The sequence below is a fragment of the Streptomyces exfoliatus genome (assembly GCF_000725545.1).
In the GTDB taxonomy this organism is placed as follows: domain Bacteria; phylum Actinomycetota; class Actinomycetes; order Streptomycetales; family Streptomycetaceae; genus Streptomyces; species Streptomyces exfoliatus.
On sequence record NZ_JNZP01000021.1, the window covers coordinates 1 to 18,761 of the forward strand.

14 protein-coding genes are annotated in these 18,761 nt (G+C 72.5%); 9 read left to right on the plus strand and 5 right to left on the minus strand.

Annotation, left to right across the window (positions count from 1 at the left end; translation table 11 throughout):
* Positions 1-113 precede the first annotated feature (113 nt).
* The 3 genes from IO20_RS0124715 (at position 114) to IO20_RS0124725 (ending at position 3,388) form a co-directional block, all read left to right on the plus strand.
* Positions 114-1,145, plus strand: coding sequence for a zinc-dependent alcohol dehydrogenase (locus IO20_RS0124715; protein ID WP_030553812.1), 1,032 nt, complete (start codon positions 114-116; stop codon positions 1,143-1,145).
* Positions 1,146-1,228: 83 nt separating this feature from the next.
* Positions 1,229-2,209: a hypothetical protein gene (locus IO20_RS0124720; protein ID WP_030553814.1), complete on the plus strand. Its 981-nt coding sequence runs from the start codon at positions 1,229-1,231 to the stop codon at positions 2,207-2,209.
* A 147-nt stretch (positions 2,210-2,356) separates the two neighbouring features.
* The gene (locus IO20_RS0124725; RefSeq protein ID WP_030553816.1) at positions 2,357-3,388 is read left to right on the plus strand and encodes a LacI family DNA-binding transcriptional regulator; all 1,032 of its coding nucleotides are present in this window, start codon (positions 2,357-2,359) and stop codon (positions 3,386-3,388) included.
* Between the two features lie 82 nt (positions 3,389-3,470).
* On the opposite strand, the gene IO20_RS0124730 is transcribed toward IO20_RS0124725, so the two are convergent.
* The 4 genes from IO20_RS0124730 to IO20_RS0124750 form a co-directional block, all read right to left on the minus strand.
* Positions 3,471-5,672 carry a glycosyl hydrolase family 95 catalytic domain-containing protein gene (locus tag IO20_RS0124730; RefSeq protein ID WP_030553818.1) on the minus strand — a complete coding sequence of 734 codons (2,202 nt, stop codon included), beginning with the start codon at positions 5,670-5,672 and terminating at the stop codon, positions 3,471-3,473.
* A gap of 136 nt (positions 5,673-5,808) precedes the next feature.
* Entirely contained in the window at positions 5,809-6,744 is a 936-nt protein-coding gene (locus IO20_RS0124740; RefSeq protein ID WP_030553820.1) for a carbohydrate ABC transporter permease, read from the minus strand.
* Positions 6,741-7,775 carry an ABC transporter permease gene (locus IO20_RS0124745; RefSeq protein ID WP_051874647.1) on the minus strand — a complete coding sequence of 345 codons (1,035 nt, stop codon included), beginning with the start codon at positions 7,773-7,775 and terminating at the stop codon, positions 6,741-6,743. The genes IO20_RS0124740 and IO20_RS0124745 overlap by 4 nt, the downstream gene beginning before the upstream one ends.
* A 2-nt stretch (positions 7,776-7,777) precedes the next feature.
* A complete protein-coding gene (locus tag IO20_RS0124750) occupies positions 7,778-9,520 on the minus strand; it encodes a type 2 periplasmic-binding domain-containing protein (protein ID WP_030553824.1) in 1,743 nt (580 codons plus the stop codon).
* Positions 9,521-9,873: 353 nt separating this feature from the next.
* Between IO20_RS0124750 and IO20_RS0124755 the strand changes: the two genes are divergently transcribed.
* A complete protein-coding gene (locus tag IO20_RS0124755) occupies positions 9,874-12,801 on the plus strand; it encodes a glycoside hydrolase family 3 protein (RefSeq protein WP_030553826.1) in 2,928 nt (975 codons plus the stop codon).
* Between the two features lie 87 nt (positions 12,802-12,888).
* Here IO20_RS0124755 and IO20_RS0124760 read toward each other — a convergent pair whose 3' ends face one another.
* Positions 12,889-13,347, minus strand: a complete 459-nt coding sequence (locus IO20_RS0124760) for a pyridoxamine 5'-phosphate oxidase family protein (RefSeq protein WP_030553828.1) — start codon at positions 13,345-13,347, stop codon at positions 12,889-12,891.
* A 153-nt stretch (positions 13,348-13,500) separates the two neighbouring features.
* Between IO20_RS0124760 and IO20_RS0124765 the strand changes: the two genes are divergently transcribed.
* From IO20_RS0124765 to IO20_RS0124785, 5 genes are all read left to right on the plus strand, one after another.
* Positions 13,501-14,151, plus strand: coding sequence for a GntR family transcriptional regulator (locus IO20_RS0124765; RefSeq protein ID WP_030553830.1), 651 nt, complete (start codon positions 13,501-13,503; stop codon positions 14,149-14,151).
* A complete protein-coding gene (locus IO20_RS0124770; protein WP_030553832.1) occupies positions 14,148-15,056 on the plus strand; it encodes a dihydrodipicolinate synthase family protein in 909 nt (302 codons plus the stop codon). Before IO20_RS0124765 ends, IO20_RS0124770 begins: the two co-directional genes overlap by 4 nt.
* Positions 15,053-16,789, plus strand: a complete 1,737-nt coding sequence (gene araD, locus IO20_RS0124775; RefSeq protein ID WP_030553834.1) for an L-arabinonate dehydratase — start codon at positions 15,053-15,055, stop codon at positions 16,787-16,789. The genes IO20_RS0124770 and araD overlap by 4 nt, the downstream gene beginning before the upstream one ends.
* A gap of 121 nt (positions 16,790-16,910) precedes the next feature.
* Entirely contained in the window at positions 16,911-17,849 is a 939-nt protein-coding gene (locus IO20_RS0124780; RefSeq protein ID WP_030553836.1) for a carbohydrate ABC transporter permease, read from the plus strand.
* Between the two features lie 11 nt (positions 17,850-17,860).
* Positions 17,861-18,760 (plus strand): carbohydrate ABC transporter permease, encoded by a 900-nt coding sequence (locus IO20_RS0124785; RefSeq protein ID WP_030553838.1) that lies wholly within the window; start codon positions 17,861-17,863, stop codon positions 18,758-18,760.
* Position 18,761 lies beyond the last annotated feature (1 nt).

Genomic DNA, 18,761 nt, shown 5'->3' on the forward strand with positions numbered 1-18,761 from the left:
TCCCACGCCCCCGGCCTCGGCGTCGAGCTGGACGTGGACGCGGCGGCCGAGTTCCCCCAGCAGCAGGCCCGGTTCGACCTGTGGGCCGAAGGCTGGGAGAAGAGGCAGCCGAAGTGAGCGCCGGTGCCACGGCCGTGAGCCGTGCCGTCCTCGTCGAACGGCCCGGCGCCCACCGGCTGATCGGGCGGGAGGTCCCCTCGCCGGGCCCCGGCGAGGTCCGGGTCCGGGTCGCCGCCGCCGGGATCTGCATGAGCGACCGCGAGCTGTACGAGGGGCACCGCGCCCCTGAGTACGTCCGCTACCCGGTGGTCCCCGGCCACGAGTGGTCCGGCACCGTGGACGCGGTCGGCGCCGGGGTGGATCCCGCGCTCCTCGGCCGGCCGTGCGTCGCCGAGGGCTTCCGGTCGTGCGGCCGGTGCGAGCGATGCCGGTACGGCGAGACCAGCCTGTGCACGGCCGGGTACGCCGAGACCGGCTTCACCGAACCGGGCGCGTTCGCCGACCACCTGCTCGTACCGGCCAGGCTGTTGCACCCGCTGCCGGACGGGGTCGACCTCCGGGCCGCGGCCCTGCTCGAACCGGCCGCGGTCGTCGCGGCGGCGGTGCGGGCCGGACGGCCGCGCCCCGGTGAGCGGATCGCCGTGGTGGGCGCCGGGACGCTCGGCCTGCTCGCCGTCCAGTGGCTCGCCGCCTCCTCCCCCGGCGAGCTCGCCGTCGTGGACCCGCGCGCCCAGCGGGCGGACAAGGCCCTGGGGTTCGGCGCGAGCCGGACCCTCACCCCGCGCGAGGCGGACGGCGAGGCCGGGCGCTTCGACCTCGTCGTGGAGACCGCGGGGGCGCCCCCCACGGCCGCCTCCTCCTGTCTGCTCGCCCGCCGGGGCGGCCGGGTCGTCCTCACCGGCATGTTCACGGCGGGGGCCACCGGCATCGACCCCGTCCACCTGTCCGTCAGCCAGCTGGAGATCCGCAGCGTCTTCGGCGCCTCCTCCGCCGCCTGGGCCGACGCCGTCCGCGCCTTCTCGCTCGGCCTGCTCGACCCGGCTCCGCTCGTCACCCACGAATTCCCCCTCGAACGGTTCGGGGAGGCGCTCGCCCTGGTGGGCGGCGGCGACCCGGGCACGGGCAAGGTCCTCCTCCGCCCCTGAGCCGGCCCCTTTCCCGCAGCCTCCAGACCTCAGCCCCCGGCCCAGCCCTCAACCCTCACCGCAGCCAACGCCAGAGGATCCCGATGACCACGCGACCGGCCCCCCGCCGTCCCGGCGGCGACGCGCTCCGCCGTATCGGCCACCCCGTACCGGCGGACGACCCCGCCGACACCTCCCCGCACTCCTTCCCCGACGGCGGGCTGTGGCGCACCGAGATCCCCTCCGTCGAGAGTCCCGAGGCGCTCGCCGTCGTCCTCGCGGAGAGCGAACGCCTCGGCGTCCCCGTCCACCGCGTCAGCCAGGGCAGCGGCGTCTGGATGCTCACCGACGCCGAGATCGCCGAGATGGCGGGCGCGTGCGCCGAACGGGCCGTGGAACTCTGCCTGTTCACCGGTCCGCGCGGCACCTGGGACACCGGGGCCGCGACCCGTACCGACTCCGGCGGCGCGGGGCTGCGCGCCCGGGGCCAGGACGGGCTCGAGGGCTGCGTCGAGGACGCCCTGCGGGCGGTCGCCCTCGGTGTCCGGTGTCTGCTCGTCGCCGACGAGGGCGTGCTCTGGACCCTGCACCGGCTGCGCGAGGCCGGGACCCTGCCCGCCGACACGACGTTCAAGGTGTCCGCCCTGATCGGGCCGGTCAACCCGGCCGCGTACGCCGTCCACGAGCGGCTGGGAGCGGACTCCCTCAACGTGCCGTCCGACCTGACCCTCGCCCATCTCACCGAGATACGACGGGTCAGCCGGGCCCCGATGGACCTGTACGTCGAGGCCCCCGACGACCTCGGCGGCTACGTCCGGATGTACGAGACGGCCGAGTTGATCCGGCGGGGCGCACCGCTGTACCTCAAGTTCGGGCTGAGCCGGTCGGCCGGCCTCTACCCCTACGGGGCGCATCTGCGGGAGCACGCGCTCGCCACCGCCCGGGAACGGGTCCGGCGCGGCCGGCTGGTCCTCGACCTGCTCGCCCGGCACGGGGCGGACGGGGGGATGTCGCCGGTCGGCTCCCGGAACCCGGGCGAACTCCACCGTTTCGCCTCCGACGTCGAAGCGCTTCGATCTTCCTGAGTCATCTCCCTGGACAGGCCCACACGGCCGCGTTACCGTCTCGCTGAACCGTCCAAGAGATCGTCCGACGGTTTTCGACGGGTTTCGACAGCGTTCGACAGCTGTCGGCACAGCGATTCATTTCAGTCACGGCCGCGGGGAGAGCGGATGGTCACGCTTGCCGAGGTCGCCCGGCACGCCGGAGTGTCGGCCAGCACGGTGAGCTACGTCCTCAGCGGCAGACGGCCCATCTCGGACGCCACCCGGGAGCGGGTGCGGGCCAGCATCGAGCAGCTCGGCTACCAGCCCCACGCAGGCGCCCGCGCGCTCGCCAGCAGCCGTTCGCGGATCATCGCGCTCATGGTGCCGCTGCGCACCGACATGTACGTGCCGGTGATGCTGGAGATCGCGGTCGCCGTCGCCACCACCGCCCGCGCCCACGGCTACGACGTCCTGCTCCTCACCGGAGAGGAGGGCCCCTCGGCGCTGCGCCGGGTCACCGGCAGCGGGCTCGCCGAGGCGGTGATCCTGATGGACATCCACCTCGACGACGAGCGGCTGCCGGTGCTGCGCGCGGCGGGCCCGCCCGCCGTCCTGGTCGGCACGCCCTCCGATCCCACGGGGCTGAACTGCGTCGACCTGGACTTCACGGCGGCCGGGGCGCTGTGCGTGGAGCACCTGGCGGGCCTGGGGCACCGGGAGATCGCGGTGATCGGCGAGGCCCCCGGTGTCTACGCGCGGCACACCGGCTTCGCCGAGCGGACCCTGCGCGGGCTGCGCGACCGGGCCGCCGAGCTCGGCGTCCGTCTGCTGCACCGGCCGTGCGAGGGCGGCCACGACGCCGTGGCGGGAGTGCTGGCCCGGATCTTCGACGAGCGGCCGGACGTGAGCGCCTTCGTCGTGCAGAACGAGACGGCCGTCGAGCCGCTGCTCGCGCTGCTGCGGCGCACCGGCAGGGCCGTGCCGGAGGACGTGTCGGTGATCGCGGTCTGTCCCGACCAGATCGCCACCCAGGCCTCGGTGGCGGTCAGCTCGGTGGCGATCCCTGCCCAGGAACTGGGCCGCAGGGCGGTGGAGCGGCTCGTCGCGCGCCTGGCCCGGCCGGACGGGACGGACGCCGAGGGGGTCGAACTCCTCGTACCCGAGCTGACCGTACGGGACAGCTCGGGCCCGCCGCCACGGCGCGGTCCCGGCGACTGACGGTCCGGGTCTGCGAGGTCCGCACGAGCGGGCCCCGAGGCCGCCCGGTCCACGGGTCCGCGGAACCCGTCGGGCCCCGGGTTCAGGAGCCGACGGTCCGCTCCTCGCCCGCGCGCAGGAGCAGCCGGGCCGCCCCCGCCGGGGTCCTGAGGTCGATCTCCGCGTCCCGGTCGGGGTGGAGGACCGCGTGGTACTCCCCCGGTGACCAGGTCAGGTCCACCCGGGCGCCGAACCGGGTCCGTACGCCCGTGAGGCGGCCGCGCGGGCACCGGGCGGGCGGTGCGGGCAGCAGGACCAGGCGTCCGGGCGTCGACTGCACGAGGGCCTCGATCAGGAGCGCCGGCAGGGCGTGGGCGGCGTCGGCGTTGTAGACGTCGCGCCCCGGGTAGTGCGCGCTCATGAGGGAGTCATGGAAGTAGTCGCCGGTGAGGACGCGCGCGAGCGCCTCCTCGGTGCGCGCGGCCTCCCGCAGGCGGGCGGCGATCAGCCCGTGGTGGAGGTGTCCGTGGGCCGACTCGTTCTCGCTTCCTCGGAGTTCGAGGGCGCGCCGGGCGGCCTCGGCGAGGGCGGGGGTGTCGTACGGGTTGATCTCGTCCAGCGGCCAGACGGGGTAGAGGTGGCTGAGGTGCCGGTGGTCGTACCGGTCGCCGAGGCCGGGCCAGGCCCATTCGGCCACCGCGCCCTCGTCGTTGATCCGGTACTCGGGGAGCCGGTCGGCGAGCGCCCGCAGCCGGCCCGCGTCCTCCGCCGCCGCCCGGTCCGCGGCGGCGCGCAGGGCGTGCCGGGCGGCGGCGATGTCCATCGTGGCGTTCACCGCGCCCCAGCTCCCGCCGCGCGGCCGGTTCTCCGGTGAGTAGGAGGGGACGACGACGATCCGCCCGTCGGGACCGGCGCGGCTGAGGAAGTCCTCGTAGAAGAGGGCGAGTTCGGCGAGTGCGGCCGTGGTCCTCGGGTCCTGCCGTCCGTTCGCCTCGTCGTCGTCGAGGAGGGGTTTGAGCAGCCAGTCGGCGCCTGCCGTCCACAGGTGGAGGGGGTACTCGCGGCTGAAGTGGTACGTGTGCCCCGAGGCGCCGTCCGTGTGGGAGGGGGCGACGATGCCACGGGCGCCGAAGATCACCCGGGCGTTGTCCCGCCAGTCGTCCGACTGGCCGTGGACCAGGTCGGCGTGAGCCCGCGTCACCTCGGGCAGGTCGGCGGCGACGGCGGACGCGGTCTGGAGGTTGAGGTTGGCGTTGGTGGTGAACGCCCCCGACCAGGCCGTGTCCCAGTCCCCCGTCCAGAGCCCGGTGAGCCGGGGCGGCAGGACGCCGGAGGAGGAGAGCAGGTGGTAGCGGCCCGCGGCGAACAGGCGTTCCAGGAGTGCGGGGCTTCCGGGGCGGCGCAGGAGCGTCGAGCCGGGGAGCGCCCGTTCGGCGTCGTCCGCGCCGAGGTCGAGGGTGACGCGCCGGTAGGCGGCGCCGTGCAGGGCGGTGTGGCGGGAGAGCAGCCGGGCGTGGAGGGCGTCGAGATCCCCGGAGGGCGCGTCTTCGGCCAACGCCCGCAGGGCCCGCGTCTCCCGGTTCGTGTCGATGCCTCCCTCGTGGCGGCGCACCCGGGTGAGGAGCAGCAGCCGGCCCGCGCCCTGGACGCGGATGCCGGAGGCGGTGACCGTGGTGCGTCCGGCGTCGGTGAGCAGGAGGGTGAGGCCGGTGTAGCCGAGCGGGCTGTCCGGGTAGCGGGCCCGCAGGGTGAGGACGGTCTCCCGCCGGGCGGTGGCGACGCCGTGGCCGGCGCCGAGTCCGGTGGGGACGCCGGGCAGCCGGTGGTCGAGGTCGATCTCGACGACGGGTCCCGGGGCGGTGACGTACTGGACGACGACGTCGTCGGCGCGGGAGACGAAGACCTCGCTGCGCCGCTCCCCGGACTGCCCGGCGATCACCCCGGTGGTGAAGTCCACGGACCGGCGGACCGGCTGGTCCGGGGCTCCGGGCTCGCGCCTGATCCGGGTCGCGAACCCGGGGTGGAAGGGCTGGACCCAGCGCAGCGGCCGGCCGTCCGTGAACCGCTCGGCCGCCGTCGTGTCTCCGGCCAGCAGGGCGTCCTGGAGGGCGGGGAGCACGGCGGCGAGCCGGGGCGGGGCGGTGTCGGCGGGCGGGTTGTTCGGCCGTACGAGGGTGTGGTGGGTGACGATGACCCGGTCGTCCCCGGGGTCGCCGGGGACCAGGGCGCCGTGCCGGCCGTTCCCGGCGAGGAAGGCGTCCTCCCAGCGGGTGGCGGGCGCGGGTTCCCACGTGCCGTGGATCACGCGCGCTCCTCCGGCGTCGTGGCGGCGCGTCCCTGTGAACGGTTCGTGGTGTCGGCCGGGCGGCCGGTCGGCCGGGTCGGGTCGTCGAGGCTCGGCATCGGACTCTCCGGTAGGGGGTTCGGTGACACGGGTGGGTTCAGCCCTTGACGGCGCCGGTGAGCATGCCCTTCTTGAAGTGCTTCTGGACGAAGGGCGAGAGGACGGCGACGGGCAGCAGGGCGAGGACCATGACGGCCATCTGGACGGCGAGCCCGGAGAGGTTCCCCGCCCGGACGGCCTGGCCGAGGCCGACGGGGATCTCCTGTTTCTGGGCGAGCTGGATGAGGACGTTCTGCAGCGGCATCATGTTCTGGTCGCTGAGGTAGATGGAGGCGTTGAACCAGGCGCTCCAGTAGCCGACCGCGTAGAAGAGGGTGATGACGGCGATCACCGCGCGGGAGAGCGGCATCACGATCTGCCAGAGGATCCGCAGGTCCCCGGCGCCGTCGATGCGCGCGCTGTCGACGAGTTCCTGCGAGACGTTCATGAAGAAGCCGCGCAGGACGAGGATGTTGAAGACGCTGACGGCGCTGGGGAGGATCAGCGCGAGATAGCTGTCGGTGAGGCCGAGGGTCTGCACCAGGAGGTACGTGGGGATCAGGCCGGCGCCGAAGAACATGGTGGCCATCAGAGTGAGCAGGATGAAGCGGTGACCGACCGAGCCGGGCCGGGAGAGACCGTACGCGCCGAGGATCGACACGGCCATGGAGAAGAGGGTGCCGGTCACGGTGACGAGGACGCTGACGACGGCGGCGCGGGTCACCTGGCCGCCGCTGAGGAGCTCCTGGTAGGCGATGAAGGTGATGTCCCTCGGGACGACGACGAGACCACCGGTCTCCGTGATCGTCTTCTTGGACGAGAGGCTGGTGACCACCACGATCCACAGCGGGACGAGGACCGCGAGGCAGGCGAGGACGAGGACCGCGCCCTTGGCGGCGAGTCCGGTCCTGCCGGGCGGTTCCTCCCACACGGGCCGGGCGGGCGCCGCCCACCACGAGGCGGGGCGCGGGGCCGTTTCCGTCGCGCGGGTCACTTCCGGTACACCCCCTGCTCGCCCATGAGGTGGGCGATCTTGTTCGCGGAGAGGACCAGCACCAGGCCGACGACTCCCTTGACCAGTCCGGCTGCGGCCGCGTAGCTGAAGTCCTGGCTGCGCAGGCCGGTCCACCACACGAAGGTGTCGAGGACCTCGGCCGCGCCGGGTCCGACCGCGTCGCGCTGGAGCAGCAGTTGTTCGAACCCGACGGTGAGCGCGTCGCCGACCCGGAGGACGAGCAGCAGCGCGATGACGGGCCGCAGTGCGGGCAGGGTGACGTGCCACATGCGGCGCCAGCGGTTCGCCCCGTCCATGGCGGCGGCCTCGTACAGGTCCTGGTTGACGGCGGCGAGCGCGGCGAGGAAGACGATGACGCCCCAGCCGGCGTCCTTCCAGATGCCCTCGGCGGTGACGAGGAACTTGAAGATCTCCGGGTCGGTCATGAGGTCGAAGCCCTCGTGGCCGTGCTGCCGGAGGGTCTGCGCGATGATGCCGGCGCCGCCGAGGATCTGCTGGAAGACCGTGATGACGAGCACCCAGGAGAAGAAGTGCGGCAGGTAGAGGACGGCCTGGACGAACGCCCTGACCCGGGGCCGCAGCACGCTGTTGACGAGCAGGGCGAGCGCGATGGGCACCGGGAAGAAGAGGACGAGCTGGAGGAGGAAGAGGACCAGGGTGTTCTCGACGGCGTGCCAGAACCCCGGGTCGGAGAAGACCCGTTCGAACTGGGCGAGTCCGACCCAGGGGCTCTGGAAGATGGCGGTGATGCCGTTGGTCGAGACGTACGGGTCGTAGTCCTGGAAGGCGACCACGTTCCCGAGGATCGGGACGTAGTTGAAGACGACGACGAGGGCGAGTACCGGGGCGGTCATGAGGAGGAGCATCCGGTCGCGCCGGAGCCGCCGGCCGAGCGGGACGCGCCCGTCCGTACGGCTCCGGTGCCGGTCCCGGCGGCGGTCGCCGCGCGGGGGCCGGCCGGTGGCGGCCCGCGCGGGCGGGTCCGCCTTCTGCGTGTCGAGCGTGCTCACGGTCAGCCCGCCGCGGAGCCGGTGGTGTCGAGGAGCTTCTTGTACCAGTCGCGCAGCTGGTCCCCGCCCTTGGTCTTCCACTCGGAGACTGCCTGCTGCATGTCGGAGACCTTCTTGCGGCCGCGGACGATGTCCTTCTCCAGCTGCTCGAAGTCGTTCATGAGGCCGGTCCACTGGGAGGGCTCGGTGATGGTCATCCCGTAGAAGGAGGTCTTGGAGGTGAGGGCGCCCATGCGCTGCTGCCACTCGACCATGGCCCGGGTGACCTCGGGGGTGTCGGGGTGGGCCACGTAGGGGGCGGGGCTGGCGACGAACAGCCAGGAGCTGCTGACCTCCTGGTTGCCCTGGTCGGTCTTGACCGGCAGGCCGTCCTTGACGGTGTGGTGGACGCCTTCGACGCCGTAGTCGGTGAGCATCCGCTCCTTGGTGCCGTAGGGGGCGGCGGTGAAGTCGGCGACGGCGAGGGCGTCCTCGATCACGGCCTTGGAGCTGCCCTTCTTCACGAAGGCCCAGATGTTCGCGGGGTTGGTGGCCCAGAGCTTCGGCGCGCCTCCGGCGTGGCCGGGGATGTCCATCGCGGCCATGGCGAACTTCGGGTTCTGCGCGGCCTGTTCGGATGTCTTGGCGTACCAGTGGGAGAGGTCGTTGTTGTAGATGAGGCACTGTCCGGCGGTGAAGCGGAGGCTGGTGTCGCCCTGGTTCTGGGTCTTCTCGTCGGGGTGGACGACTCCGGCGTCGTAGAGCTTGCGGGTCCACTCCAGGGCTTCGAGGTACTCGGGGGTCTCGATGCGGTTGACCAGCTTGCCGTCGACCAGGTGCCAGCCGAGTGCCTTGTCGCTGCCGGGGAACACGCCGAACATGTTGTAGGCGGTCCACGTCATGTCGCCGCAGGCCCACACCTTCGCCCTGGCGCTGGTGATCTCCTTCGCGAGGGCGAGGAACTCGTCCGCGCTCTTGGGGAGTTGCCAGCCCTTCGCGTCGAAGAGGTCCTTGCGGTAGAAGGGCGCGATGTTCGTGACGTACGAGGCGGGCATGGGCAGGCCGCGCAGCTTGCCGCCGAATATCGAGCGTTGCCAGGCGTCGGTGGGGATCGCCGCGAGGTTGGGGTAGGCCTTGACCTTGTCGCCGGAGAGGTACGGGCCGAGGTCCTCGAACTTGGCGTTGACGGCGCTCGGGATCTTGCCGCCGAGGTTCCAGCCGGGGACGACCACCACGTCGGGTATCTCGCTGGAGGCGAGGACGGCGCCGAGCTTCTGGTCGTAGACGTTGCCGTCCTGGTTCTGCCAGGTGGCGCGGACGCCGATGGCCTCGTTCATGGCCTTGTAGTACGGGTTGTCGGGGGCGGGCGGGGGTCCCCAGAACGGGGCCATGATGGTGAGGGCGCCGCCCTTGCCGCGCTTCTCGGCGACGGAGGCCTTGAGTCCGGCGCTCGGGATGGCGCGGGTGAAGCCGGCCGCCGAGCCGTTCTTCGGTGCGATGTCGGGGGTGACGACGGTGCTCGCGACGAAGGCGGGGAGCAGCTTCGCCGCGTCCTTGCCGGTGGTGGTGCCGTCCTTCTTCCCGGAGTCCGCGCCACCGCCGCAGGCCGCGAGGAGCGGCGCGCCGCCGGCGACCGCGAGGGCGACGGCGGTGGTGGAGGCGAGGAAGCCCCTTCGACTCTGCCCGGAGTCGCTCCCGCCCGGGGCGGAACCGCTCCCGTTCGGGGCGGTTCTCCGGGAGTCCGTGGAGACGGCGTTCGGCGTCATTGCGTCAACCCTTCATGGCACACGCCAGGACATACGGCGACCGTGAGGCCGGCCGGCTGCGGTGGTGGAGGTGGTGCGGGCGGGGCGGTGCCCCGGCGCCGTCGACAAAGGTCGAAGCGCTTCGACATTGCTGTGAGGTTAAGTGAACGTCACAGGCGCGGCAAGGGTCGTTCGCAAGAAATCCGGCGGTTACCCAACGAAGACCTCCTCCCCCAAGGGTCCCGAAATGGCCCGCCGGTGACGGGGTGCCCGCCTCCCACACCTTGACACCCGCTGCTTGCGACCTGAGCATCGAAGCGCTTCGAACCGCTTGCCCTGAAGACTTCCGTTCCCCACTGCCAAGGGACCCGCACGTGACCCCGCAACCGCCGCCCTTCCGCGACCCGGCCCTCCCCGTCGACCGGCGCGTCGACGACCTGCTCGACCGGCTCACCGCCGACGAACGCCTGGCCCTGCTGCACCAGTTCACGCCCGCCGTCGACCGGCTCGGCCTGGCCGCCTTCCGCACCGGCCAGGAGGCCCTGCACGGCGTCGCCTGGATGGGTCCCGCGACCGTGTTCCCGCAGGCCGTGGGACTGGGGGCGACCTGGCACCCGGAACTGGTGCGCCGGGTGGGCGAGGCGGTGTCGCGAGAGGTCCGGGCCCTGCGGGCCAAGGACGACCGGGGCGGCCTCAACGTCTGGGCGCCGACGGTGAACCTGCTGCGCAACCCGCTGTGGGGGCGCGGTGAGGAGGGATACGCGGAGGACCCCGCGCTGACCTCCGCCATCGCCACCGCGTTCACGCGCGGGCTGCGCGGCGACCATCCCGTGTACTGGCGCACCGCACCCGTGCTGAAGCACTGGCTCGCGCACAACAACGAGACCGCGCGGGACACCTCCTCGGCGTCCGTACGGCCCCGGGTGCTGCACGAGTACGACCTGCGGGCCTTCCGCGGCCCCGTCGAGGCGGGCGCGGTGGCCGGGGTGATGCCCGCGTACAACCTCGTCAACGGCCGTCCGAACCACCTCTCCCCGTATCTGGAGGACACGCTGCGGGCCTGGACGGACCAGGAGCTGCTCGTCTGCTCGGACGCGGGCGCGCCGTCCAACCTGGTGGAGCCGCAGGGGTACTTCGCCACCCACGAGGAGGCGGTGGCGGCGGCGCTGCGCGCCGGTGTCGACTCCTTCACCGACCACGGCACGGACGCCTCGGTCATCCTGGGGCGGCTGCGCGGGGCGCTGAGTCGCGGTCTGATCGGCCCCGAGGACGTGGAGCGGGCGGCGCGGCGGCAGTTGACCGTGCGGTGCCTGCTCGGCGAGTTCGATCCGGAGGGCGGTCCGTACGCGGACGAGACCCGGTTCGACACCGCCGAGCACCGGGAGCTGGCCCGCGAGGCGGCGGAGGCGGCGGTCGTCCTGCTCGCCAACGAGCCGCAGGCCGGGGAGGGCCCGCTGCTGCCGCTCGGCGAGCCGGAGCGGATCGCCGTGGTCGGACTGCTCGGCGACGCCTGCAAGCTGGACTGGTACAGCGGAGCGCTGCTGCACCGGTCCTCGCCGCTCGACGGACTGCGGGAACGGTTCGGCGCGGACCGGGTGACCTTCGCCGAGGGGGTGGACCGGATCCGGCTGCGCACCGCCTCCGGCGCCCTGCTGCGGGTGCCGGACGGCGGGCCCGCGGACACGGCGCGGGCGGCAGGGGCCGCGCTCGACCCGGCGCTGCTCGCCGGTCGCACCGACCTTCCGCCGCTCACCGCCGACGCCGAGGGCTCGGAACTCGCCCTGGTCGACTGGGGCGACGGGGTGCTGACCCTGCGTGCCCCCGACGGCCGGTACCTGTCGGTCGCCGAGGACGGGTTCGTCCGTGCCTCGGCGGAGGAGCCCGGCGGCTGGGTGGTCCAGGAGACCTTCCGGCTCGAAGCCGCGGGGAGCGACGGGCGCGACGGCGACGACAGGGCGGACGGGGCTCAGGGGTCTCACGGAACTCGCCGGTCCCACGGTGACGGGCACCTCCTTCTGCACCTGGGGTCGGGTGGCTACGTCTCTGTCGCCGCCGACGGCGTGAAGGTTGCCGCCGATCGCGAATCCGCCGAGGTCTTCTCGGTCGAGACCGTCGAGCGCGGCGAGGAAGCGGTCGCCCGGGCCGCCGCGGCGGCGGACGTGGTGGTGGTCGTCGCCGGGAACGACCCGCACATCAACGGGCGGGAGACCGAGGACCGTACGACGCTCGCGCTGCCCGCCCACCAGGACCGGCTGTGGCGGGCCGCGCACGCGGCGAACCCGCGTACCGTCCTCGTCCTCGTCTCGTCCTACCCGTACGCGGTCCCGGACGCCGCCGCGGCGCTTCCCGCCCTGCTGTGGACCGCGCACGGCGGGCAGGCGGCGGGCACGGCGCTCGCCCGGGTCCTGGCCGGTGACGTCTCCCCCGCCGGGCGGCTCCCGCAGACCTGGTACGCGGCGGACGCGGATCTGCCGGACCTCCTCGACTACGACGTGATCGGCGGACGCCAGACCTATCTGTACTTCGACGGGACGCCGCTCTTCCCCTTCGGCCACGGCCTGTCGTACACGACCTTCGACTACGAGGAGCTGACGGCGGCGGTCGACGGGGAGACCGTACGGCTCTCCTGCACTGTGACCAACACCGGCGCCGTCGCCTCGGACGAGGTGGCCCAGGTGTACGCGCGCGCCGTGGCGCCCTCCGTGCCGCGCCCGCACCGCGAGCTGGTCGCCCACGAGCGGGTACGGCTCGCGCCGGGCGCGTCGGCCACGCTCTCCTTCGAGGTGCCGGTGTCGGCACTCGGGTTCTGGGACGTCGCCCGCGGCCGGTGGACGGTGGAGCCGGGCGCGTACGAGTTCCAGGCGGGCGCGTCGAGCGCCGACATCCGGCGTACGGTCCGCGTCGAGACGGCGGGCGGAGCGCCGGGCCCGCGCCCGGTCCTCGTGGCGGGGCTTTCCGCGGCCGACTACGACGAGCAGTCCGGCACCGTGATCGTGGACCGCACGAAGGTCTCGGGCGACGCGGTGACACCGGCGGACCCGGCGGAGGACGGCACGCTGGTCTACCGTTCCTGCGACTTCGCCGGCGGCGGCTCCGGGGCGACGGTGACGGTCGCCGGCGAGGGCACGGTGGACCTGTCCCTCGCCGACGGCACGCCGCTCGCCCGCGTCGAGGTCCCGCCGACGGGCGGACCGTACGCCTACACCACCCTCGGGGTCCCGCTCCTCCTCCAGGGCGTGGTGGACCTCCACATCGCCCTGCGCGGCCCCCTGCGCCTCGCGCACCTCGGCTTCACCGGCTGAGGACCGGCCGCGACAGCGCCGGGAGCCCGGCCCCGAGCGTTCGGGGCCGGGCTCCCGGCATGCCCCGGGGCTGGTGCCGCCCCGGCCTCAGACCGCCCACACCCCGTCCCGCATGAGACGCCGTCCGACGAGTTCGGGCTCCTCGTGCCAGGCCTCCACCGAGGTGGGGCGGACCCGGAACCAGACGTACGAGGGGCCCGACTTCCGGGGGTCCCACTTCGACTTCTCGGCGAACTCCTCGATCGCCGGGGCCGGGACGTCCTCGTGGGAGAGGGTCGTCACCTCGCCGTCGATCAGGACGACGTCCCGGGTGTGCCCGAACGCGAGCCGCGCCCGTCCTCCGGTGCCGAGGTTGCGTCCGGTGGGGTTCGTCAGCCGGGTGCAGAGCCAGATGTGCGCGCCGTCCCAGGAGAAGGCCAGCGGTACCAGGTACGGCGTCCCGTCGTCGCCCGCGGAGGCCACCCAGATGTCCACCTCTTCGGCCAGACGTGCGAGTACGTCCTTCTTGCGCTGTTCCGGACTTCGGATCGCTCGAGTGTGCGTCATGGCTCAGACCCTACGGCCGCACACCCCGCCCCCAAGGCCGTAGAAAACGCTTGCTGGAAGCATTGACGAAACACGAACGCCCCCATAGCTTCATGCCCGTTGCACTTCGTACGTCATATATGAGACGCGATACATGAGATCTGAGAGTGCGCCATGGCCTTCGCCCCCAGCCCCATCCCCTCCAGGACCCAGTACGTCCTGGAAGCGATCAAGCACGACATCCTCACCGGGGGACTCAGACCCGGGCAGGCGCTCGTGGAGACCGAACTGGCCGCGCGGTTCGGGGTGTCGAAGACCCCCGTCCGCGAGGCGCTCAAGACCCTCGCGGGCAGCGGTCTCGTGGTGATGAGCCAGTACAAGGGCGTCACGGTCCGGATGGTCGACGCGGACATGGCCCGCGCCGTCTACGACGTGCGGCTGCTCCTCGAACCCGAGGCGGTGCGCCGCGCCGTCGGCTCCGGGGCCCCGCTCGACGCGGCGCACGAGGCGCTGCGCCGGGCGGCCGGCGCCGAGGACCCGGCCGAACGGTCCCTGGCCAACCGCGACTTCCACCGCGCGCTCTACCTGCCCTGCGGCAACCCGCTGCTCGGCCGGATGCTCGACGAGGTCCGCGACCAGGCCGCTCTGGTCTCCACGGTCGCCTGGGCCGCCGTTCCCTCCTGGGAGCGCGAGGCCGCGGAGCACGAGGAGATCCTGCGGCTCGCCGCCGCGCGCGACGTCGACGGAGCCGGCCGGGCCGTGCACGACCACATCGCCTCGTTCGTCGAGCGCGCCTTCCCCCACTCCCCCCTGGACAGCGAGTGAGCATGGAATTCGAGACCCTGAGGGCCGCCCTCGCCGACGTCGTGGCCATCCCGGTCACCCCGTTCGCCGAGGACGGCTCCGTGGACACCGCCACGCACCGGGCGCTGCTGCGCCGGCTGCTCGACGGCGGGGTCCGCACCCTCACCCCGAACGGCAACACCGGAGAGTTCTACGCCCTCACCCCCGAGGAGCGCCGCCTCGTCACCGAGGTGACCGTCGAGGAGGCCGGCGACCGCGCCGCGATCCTGGTCGGCGTCGGCCACGACGTACCGACGGCGGTCGAGGCCGCCCGGCACGCCCGTTCCCTCGGCGCCCAGATGCTGATGGTCCACCAGCCCGTCCACCCGTACGTCTCCGAGAGCGGCTGGGTCGCCTACCACCGGGCCATCGCCGAGGCCGTGCCGGAACTCGGCGTGGTCCCCTACATCCGCAACCCGCTGCTGAGCGGGGCCCGGCTCGCCGAGCTGGCCGACGACTGCCCCAACGTCATCGGCGTGAAGTACGCGGTGCCGGACGCGGCGCGGTTCGCCGGCTTCGCCCGGGACGCGGGCCTCGACCGGTTCGTGTGGGTCGCGGGCCTGGCCGAGCCGTACGCCCCCTCGTACTTCGCGAGCGGCGCCACCGGCTTCACGTCCGGACTCGTCAACGTCTCCCCCGCGCTCTCCCTGGAGATGCTGGGCGCGCTGCGGGCCGGCGACTACCGGGCCGCGATGAAGGTGTGGGAGCGGATCCGCCGCTTCGAGGAGCTGCGGGCGGCCAACTCGAGCGCCGACAACGTGACCGTCGTCAAGGAGGCCCTCGCCTCGCTCGGACTGTGCCGCCGTGACATCCGGCCGCCGAGCCGTGAACTCCCCGAGAGCGACCGGGCCGAGGTCGCCGCGATAGCCGCCGGCTGGCCGGCATGAGCGACACCGGCACCGCGCGCGGCCCCGAGGAGCTCCGCAGCCACCAGTGGTACGGCACGGACGGGCTGCGTTCGTTCAGCCACCGCGCCCGCACCCGGCAGCTCGGCTATCTGCCCGAGGAGCACCTGGGCAAGCCGGTCATCGCGATCCTCAACACCTGGTCCGACATCAACCCCTGCCACGTCCATCTGCGCGACCGCGCGCAGGCCGTGAAGCGGGGGGTGTGGCAGGCCGGTGGCTTCCCGCTCGAATTCCCGGTCTCGACCCTGTCGGAGACCTTCCAGAAGCCGACCCCGATGCTCTACCGCAACCTCCTCGCCCTGGAGACGGAGGAGCTGCTGCGCTCGTACCCGGTGGACGGGGCGGTCCTCATGGGCGGCTGCGACAAGACGACGCCTGCGCTCCTCATGGGCGCGGCCTCGGTCGACCTGCCGACCGTCTTCGTCCCGGCCGGTCCGATGCTGCCGGGTCACTGGCGGGGCGAGACCCTGGGCTCCGGTACGGACATGTGGAAGTACTGGGACGAGAAGCGGGCCGGTCTGATCGGCGACTGCGAGATGGCGGAGCTGGAGAGCGGTCTGGCCCGTTCTCCCGGGCACTGCATGACGATGGGCACGGCGTCCACGCTGACCGCCGCCGCGGAGACCCTGGGCGTGACCGTGCCGGGTGCCTCCTCGGTGCCGGCGGTGGACTCGGGTCATGACCGGATGGCCGCCGCGTCGGGTCTGCGGATCGTGGAGCTCGTACGGCAGGACCTGCGGCTCTCGCGGTTGCTCACCCGGGAGGCGTACGAGGACGCGGTCGCCGCGGTGCTCGCGCTCGGCGGTTCGACCAACGCGGTCATCCATCTCATCGCCATGGCGGGACGTTCGGGGGTGCAGCTGACGCTCGACGACTTCGACCGGATCGCGCGGACCGTGCCGGTCCTGGCGAACCTGCGGCCGGGTGGGAAGTACCTCATGGAGGACTTCCACTTCGCGGGCGGCATGACGGGCTTCCTGTCCCGGCTCACCGACGTGCTGCACCTGGACCGGCCCACCGTCTCGCACGCCACGCTGCGGGAACAGCTCGACGGCGCGCTCGTGCACGACGATGACGTCATCCGGGAGCGGTCGCGACCGCTGGCCGCCGAGGGCGGGGTGGCGGTGCTGCGCGGCAACCTCTGTCCCGACGGGGCGGTCATCAAGCACATCGCGGCCGAGCCCGGACTGCTCAAGCACACCGGCCCCGCGATCGTCTTCGACGACTACCGGTCGATGCAGCGGACCATCGACGACCCGGCGCTCGGCATCACGCCCGAGCACGTGCTCGTGCTGCGCGGAGCGGGCCCCAAGGGCGGTCCCGGGATGCCGGAGTACGGGATGCTGCCCATCCCCCGGTACCTGCTCGAACAGGGTGTCCGGGACATGGTGCGGATCTCCGACGCCCGGATGAGCGGGACGAGTTACGGGGCGTGTGTGCTGCACGTGGCGCCCGAGTCCCATGTCGGCGGACCCCTTGCCCTCGTCCGTACGGGCGATACGATCACCCTCGACGTCGCCGCGCGCTCCCTCCACCTGCACGTCACGGACGAGGAGCTGGACAGCCGGCGGGCCTCGTGGACACCCCCGCCGGCCCGGTACGAACGCGGTTACGGCGCGCTCTACATGGAGCAGATCTCCCAGGCCGACACCGGCTGCGACTTCGAGTTCCTGGCGCGGCCGGGCGCCACCCCCGATCCGTACGCGGGCTGAGACCCGCCGCCGAACTCCGGGCCGTGGCGGCCCACAAGCCCCATCAGCTCCACCCGCCCCACCTTGTCCGAAATATCGAACGACGTTCGCGAAGCGCTTCACCGAGAACGGAGCCGCCGTCATGGCCTCAGCTGTGACCAAACCGCCCCAAGCCGTCACGGCACGGGGGCGCCGCCGCACGGGAGCGACCCCCCGCCGACTGCCGTACCTGCTGATCGCCCCCGCCGGACTGCTGATGCTGGGCTTCATCGCCTACCCGGTGCTCAGCGTCTTCTACTACAGCCTCCAGCACTACAACCCCACGAAGCCCTGGCGGAACGGCTTCGCCGGCATGGAGAACTTCACCCGGATCTTCACGGACGACCCGCACTTCTGGGGGACGCTGACCTTCAGCCTCAAGTGGGTCGTCGTCGAGGTGACGCTCCAGCTGCTCTTCGGTCTCGCGCTCGCCCTCATCGTGAACCAGACCTTCGTCGGCCGCGCCCTGGGCCGCGCCCTGGTCTTCTCCCCCTGGGCCGTCTCCGGCGTGCTGACCTCCGCGATCTGGGTGCTGCTCTACAACTCCCAGACCGGCATCAGCCGGTACCTGGCGGACATGGGGGTGGGCACGTACGGCACGTCCTGGCTCTCCGACACCGCGACCGTCTTCCCCGCGGCGATCATCGCCGACCTCTGGCGCGGCGTGCCCTTCTTCGCCATCCTCATCCTGGCCGACCTCCAGTCCGTACCGAAGGACCTGTACGAGGCGGCCGAGGTCGACGGGGCGGGCCGGGTCCGCCAGTTCGTCCACATCACGCTGCCCCACATCCGGGACGCGATCGTCCTCTCCACGCTGCTGCGCGCGGTGTGGGAGTTCAACAACGTCGACCTGCTGTACACGCTGACCGGCGGCGGACCCGCGGGCGAGACGACCACGCTGCCGCTGTACATCGCCCACACCAGCGTCGACGCCCACAACTTCGGATACGCCTCCGCCCTCACCACGGTGGCGTTCGTGATTCTTCTCTTCTGCTCGATGGTCTATCTGCGCCTGAGCAAGTTCGGAGGCGACGGCAAGTGACAGCCGAGTCCATCCTCAGCCCGGTCCCGGCCGCCGCCACGCAGTCGGCACCGCCGCCCGACCGGACCCCGCCCGCCGTCCCCCGCGGCAAGCGCCGGGCCTGGGACGAGGTGCCCCGCTGGCAGATCTACCTGCCCCTCGGGATCTACCTGGTCTTCACCCTGGTCCCCTTCTACTGGATCATGCTGTTCGCCGTACGGCCCGCCGGCTCCACCTCGCTGCTGCCCTGGCCGATGACGACCGCCCACTTCGAGAAGGTGTGGAACGAGCGCTCCTTCGGCGTCTTCTTCCAGAACAGCCTGCTCATCGGCGTCGCGGTCCTGGTGATGACCACCGTCGTCGCCCTCGCCGGCGGCTACGCCCTCGCCCGGTTCGACTTCCGGATCAAGAAGGGCTTCATGCTGGCCCTGCTCTGCTCCCAGTTCGTCCCGGGCGCCCTGCTCCTCGTCCCGCTGTTCCAGATCTTCGCCGAACTGAAGATGATCAACTCCCTCGGCAGCGTCATCATCGCCGAGACCGTCTTCCAGCTCCCGCTGTCGATGATCCTCATCAGCGGCTTCATCAGGAACGTGCCGTACTCCCTGGAGGAGGCCGCCTGGGTCGACGGCTGCAACCGGTTCAGCGCCTTCCGGATCGTCGTCCTCCCGCTGCTCAGGCCCGGTCTGGTCGCCGTCGGCTCCTTCGCCTTCGTCCACGCCTGGAACCACTTCCTCTTCGCCCTGATGTTCCTCAGCAGCCAGGACAAGCAGACGATCCCGGTCGGCCTCAACACCCTCATGGGCGCCGACAGCGTCGACCTCGGAGCGCTCGCCGCGGGCGGCGTCATCGCCGCCGTCCCCGTCGTCATCGTCTTCGGCTTCATCCAGAAGTGGCTCGTCACCGGCTTCAGCGCGGGGGCGGTGAAGGGATGAG

Coding starts and splice junctions, on each gene's coding strand:
- IO20_RS0124720 (WP_030553814.1), top strand. CDS start 1,229: ATGACCACGCGACCGGCCCCCCGCCGTCCCGGCGGCGACGCGCTCCGC.
- IO20_RS0124725 (WP_030553816.1), top strand. CDS start 2,357: ATGGTCACGCTTGCCGAGGTCGCCCGGCACGCCGGAGTGTCGGCCAGC.
- IO20_RS0124750 (WP_030553824.1), bottom strand. CDS start 9,520: ATGACGCCGAACGCCGTCTCCACGGACTCCCGGAGAACCGCCCCGAAC.
- IO20_RS0124760 (WP_030553828.1), bottom strand. CDS start 13,347: ATGACGCACACTCGAGCGATCCGAAGTCCGGAACAGCGCAAGAAGGAC.
- IO20_RS0124765 (WP_030553830.1), top strand. CDS start 13,501: ATGGCCTTCGCCCCCAGCCCCATCCCCTCCAGGACCCAGTACGTCCTG.
- araD (WP_030553834.1), top strand. CDS start 15,053: ATGAGCGACACCGGCACCGCGCGCGGCCCCGAGGAGCTCCGCAGCCAC.
- IO20_RS0124780 (WP_030553836.1), top strand. CDS start 16,911: ATGGCCTCAGCTGTGACCAAACCGCCCCAAGCCGTCACGGCACGGGGG.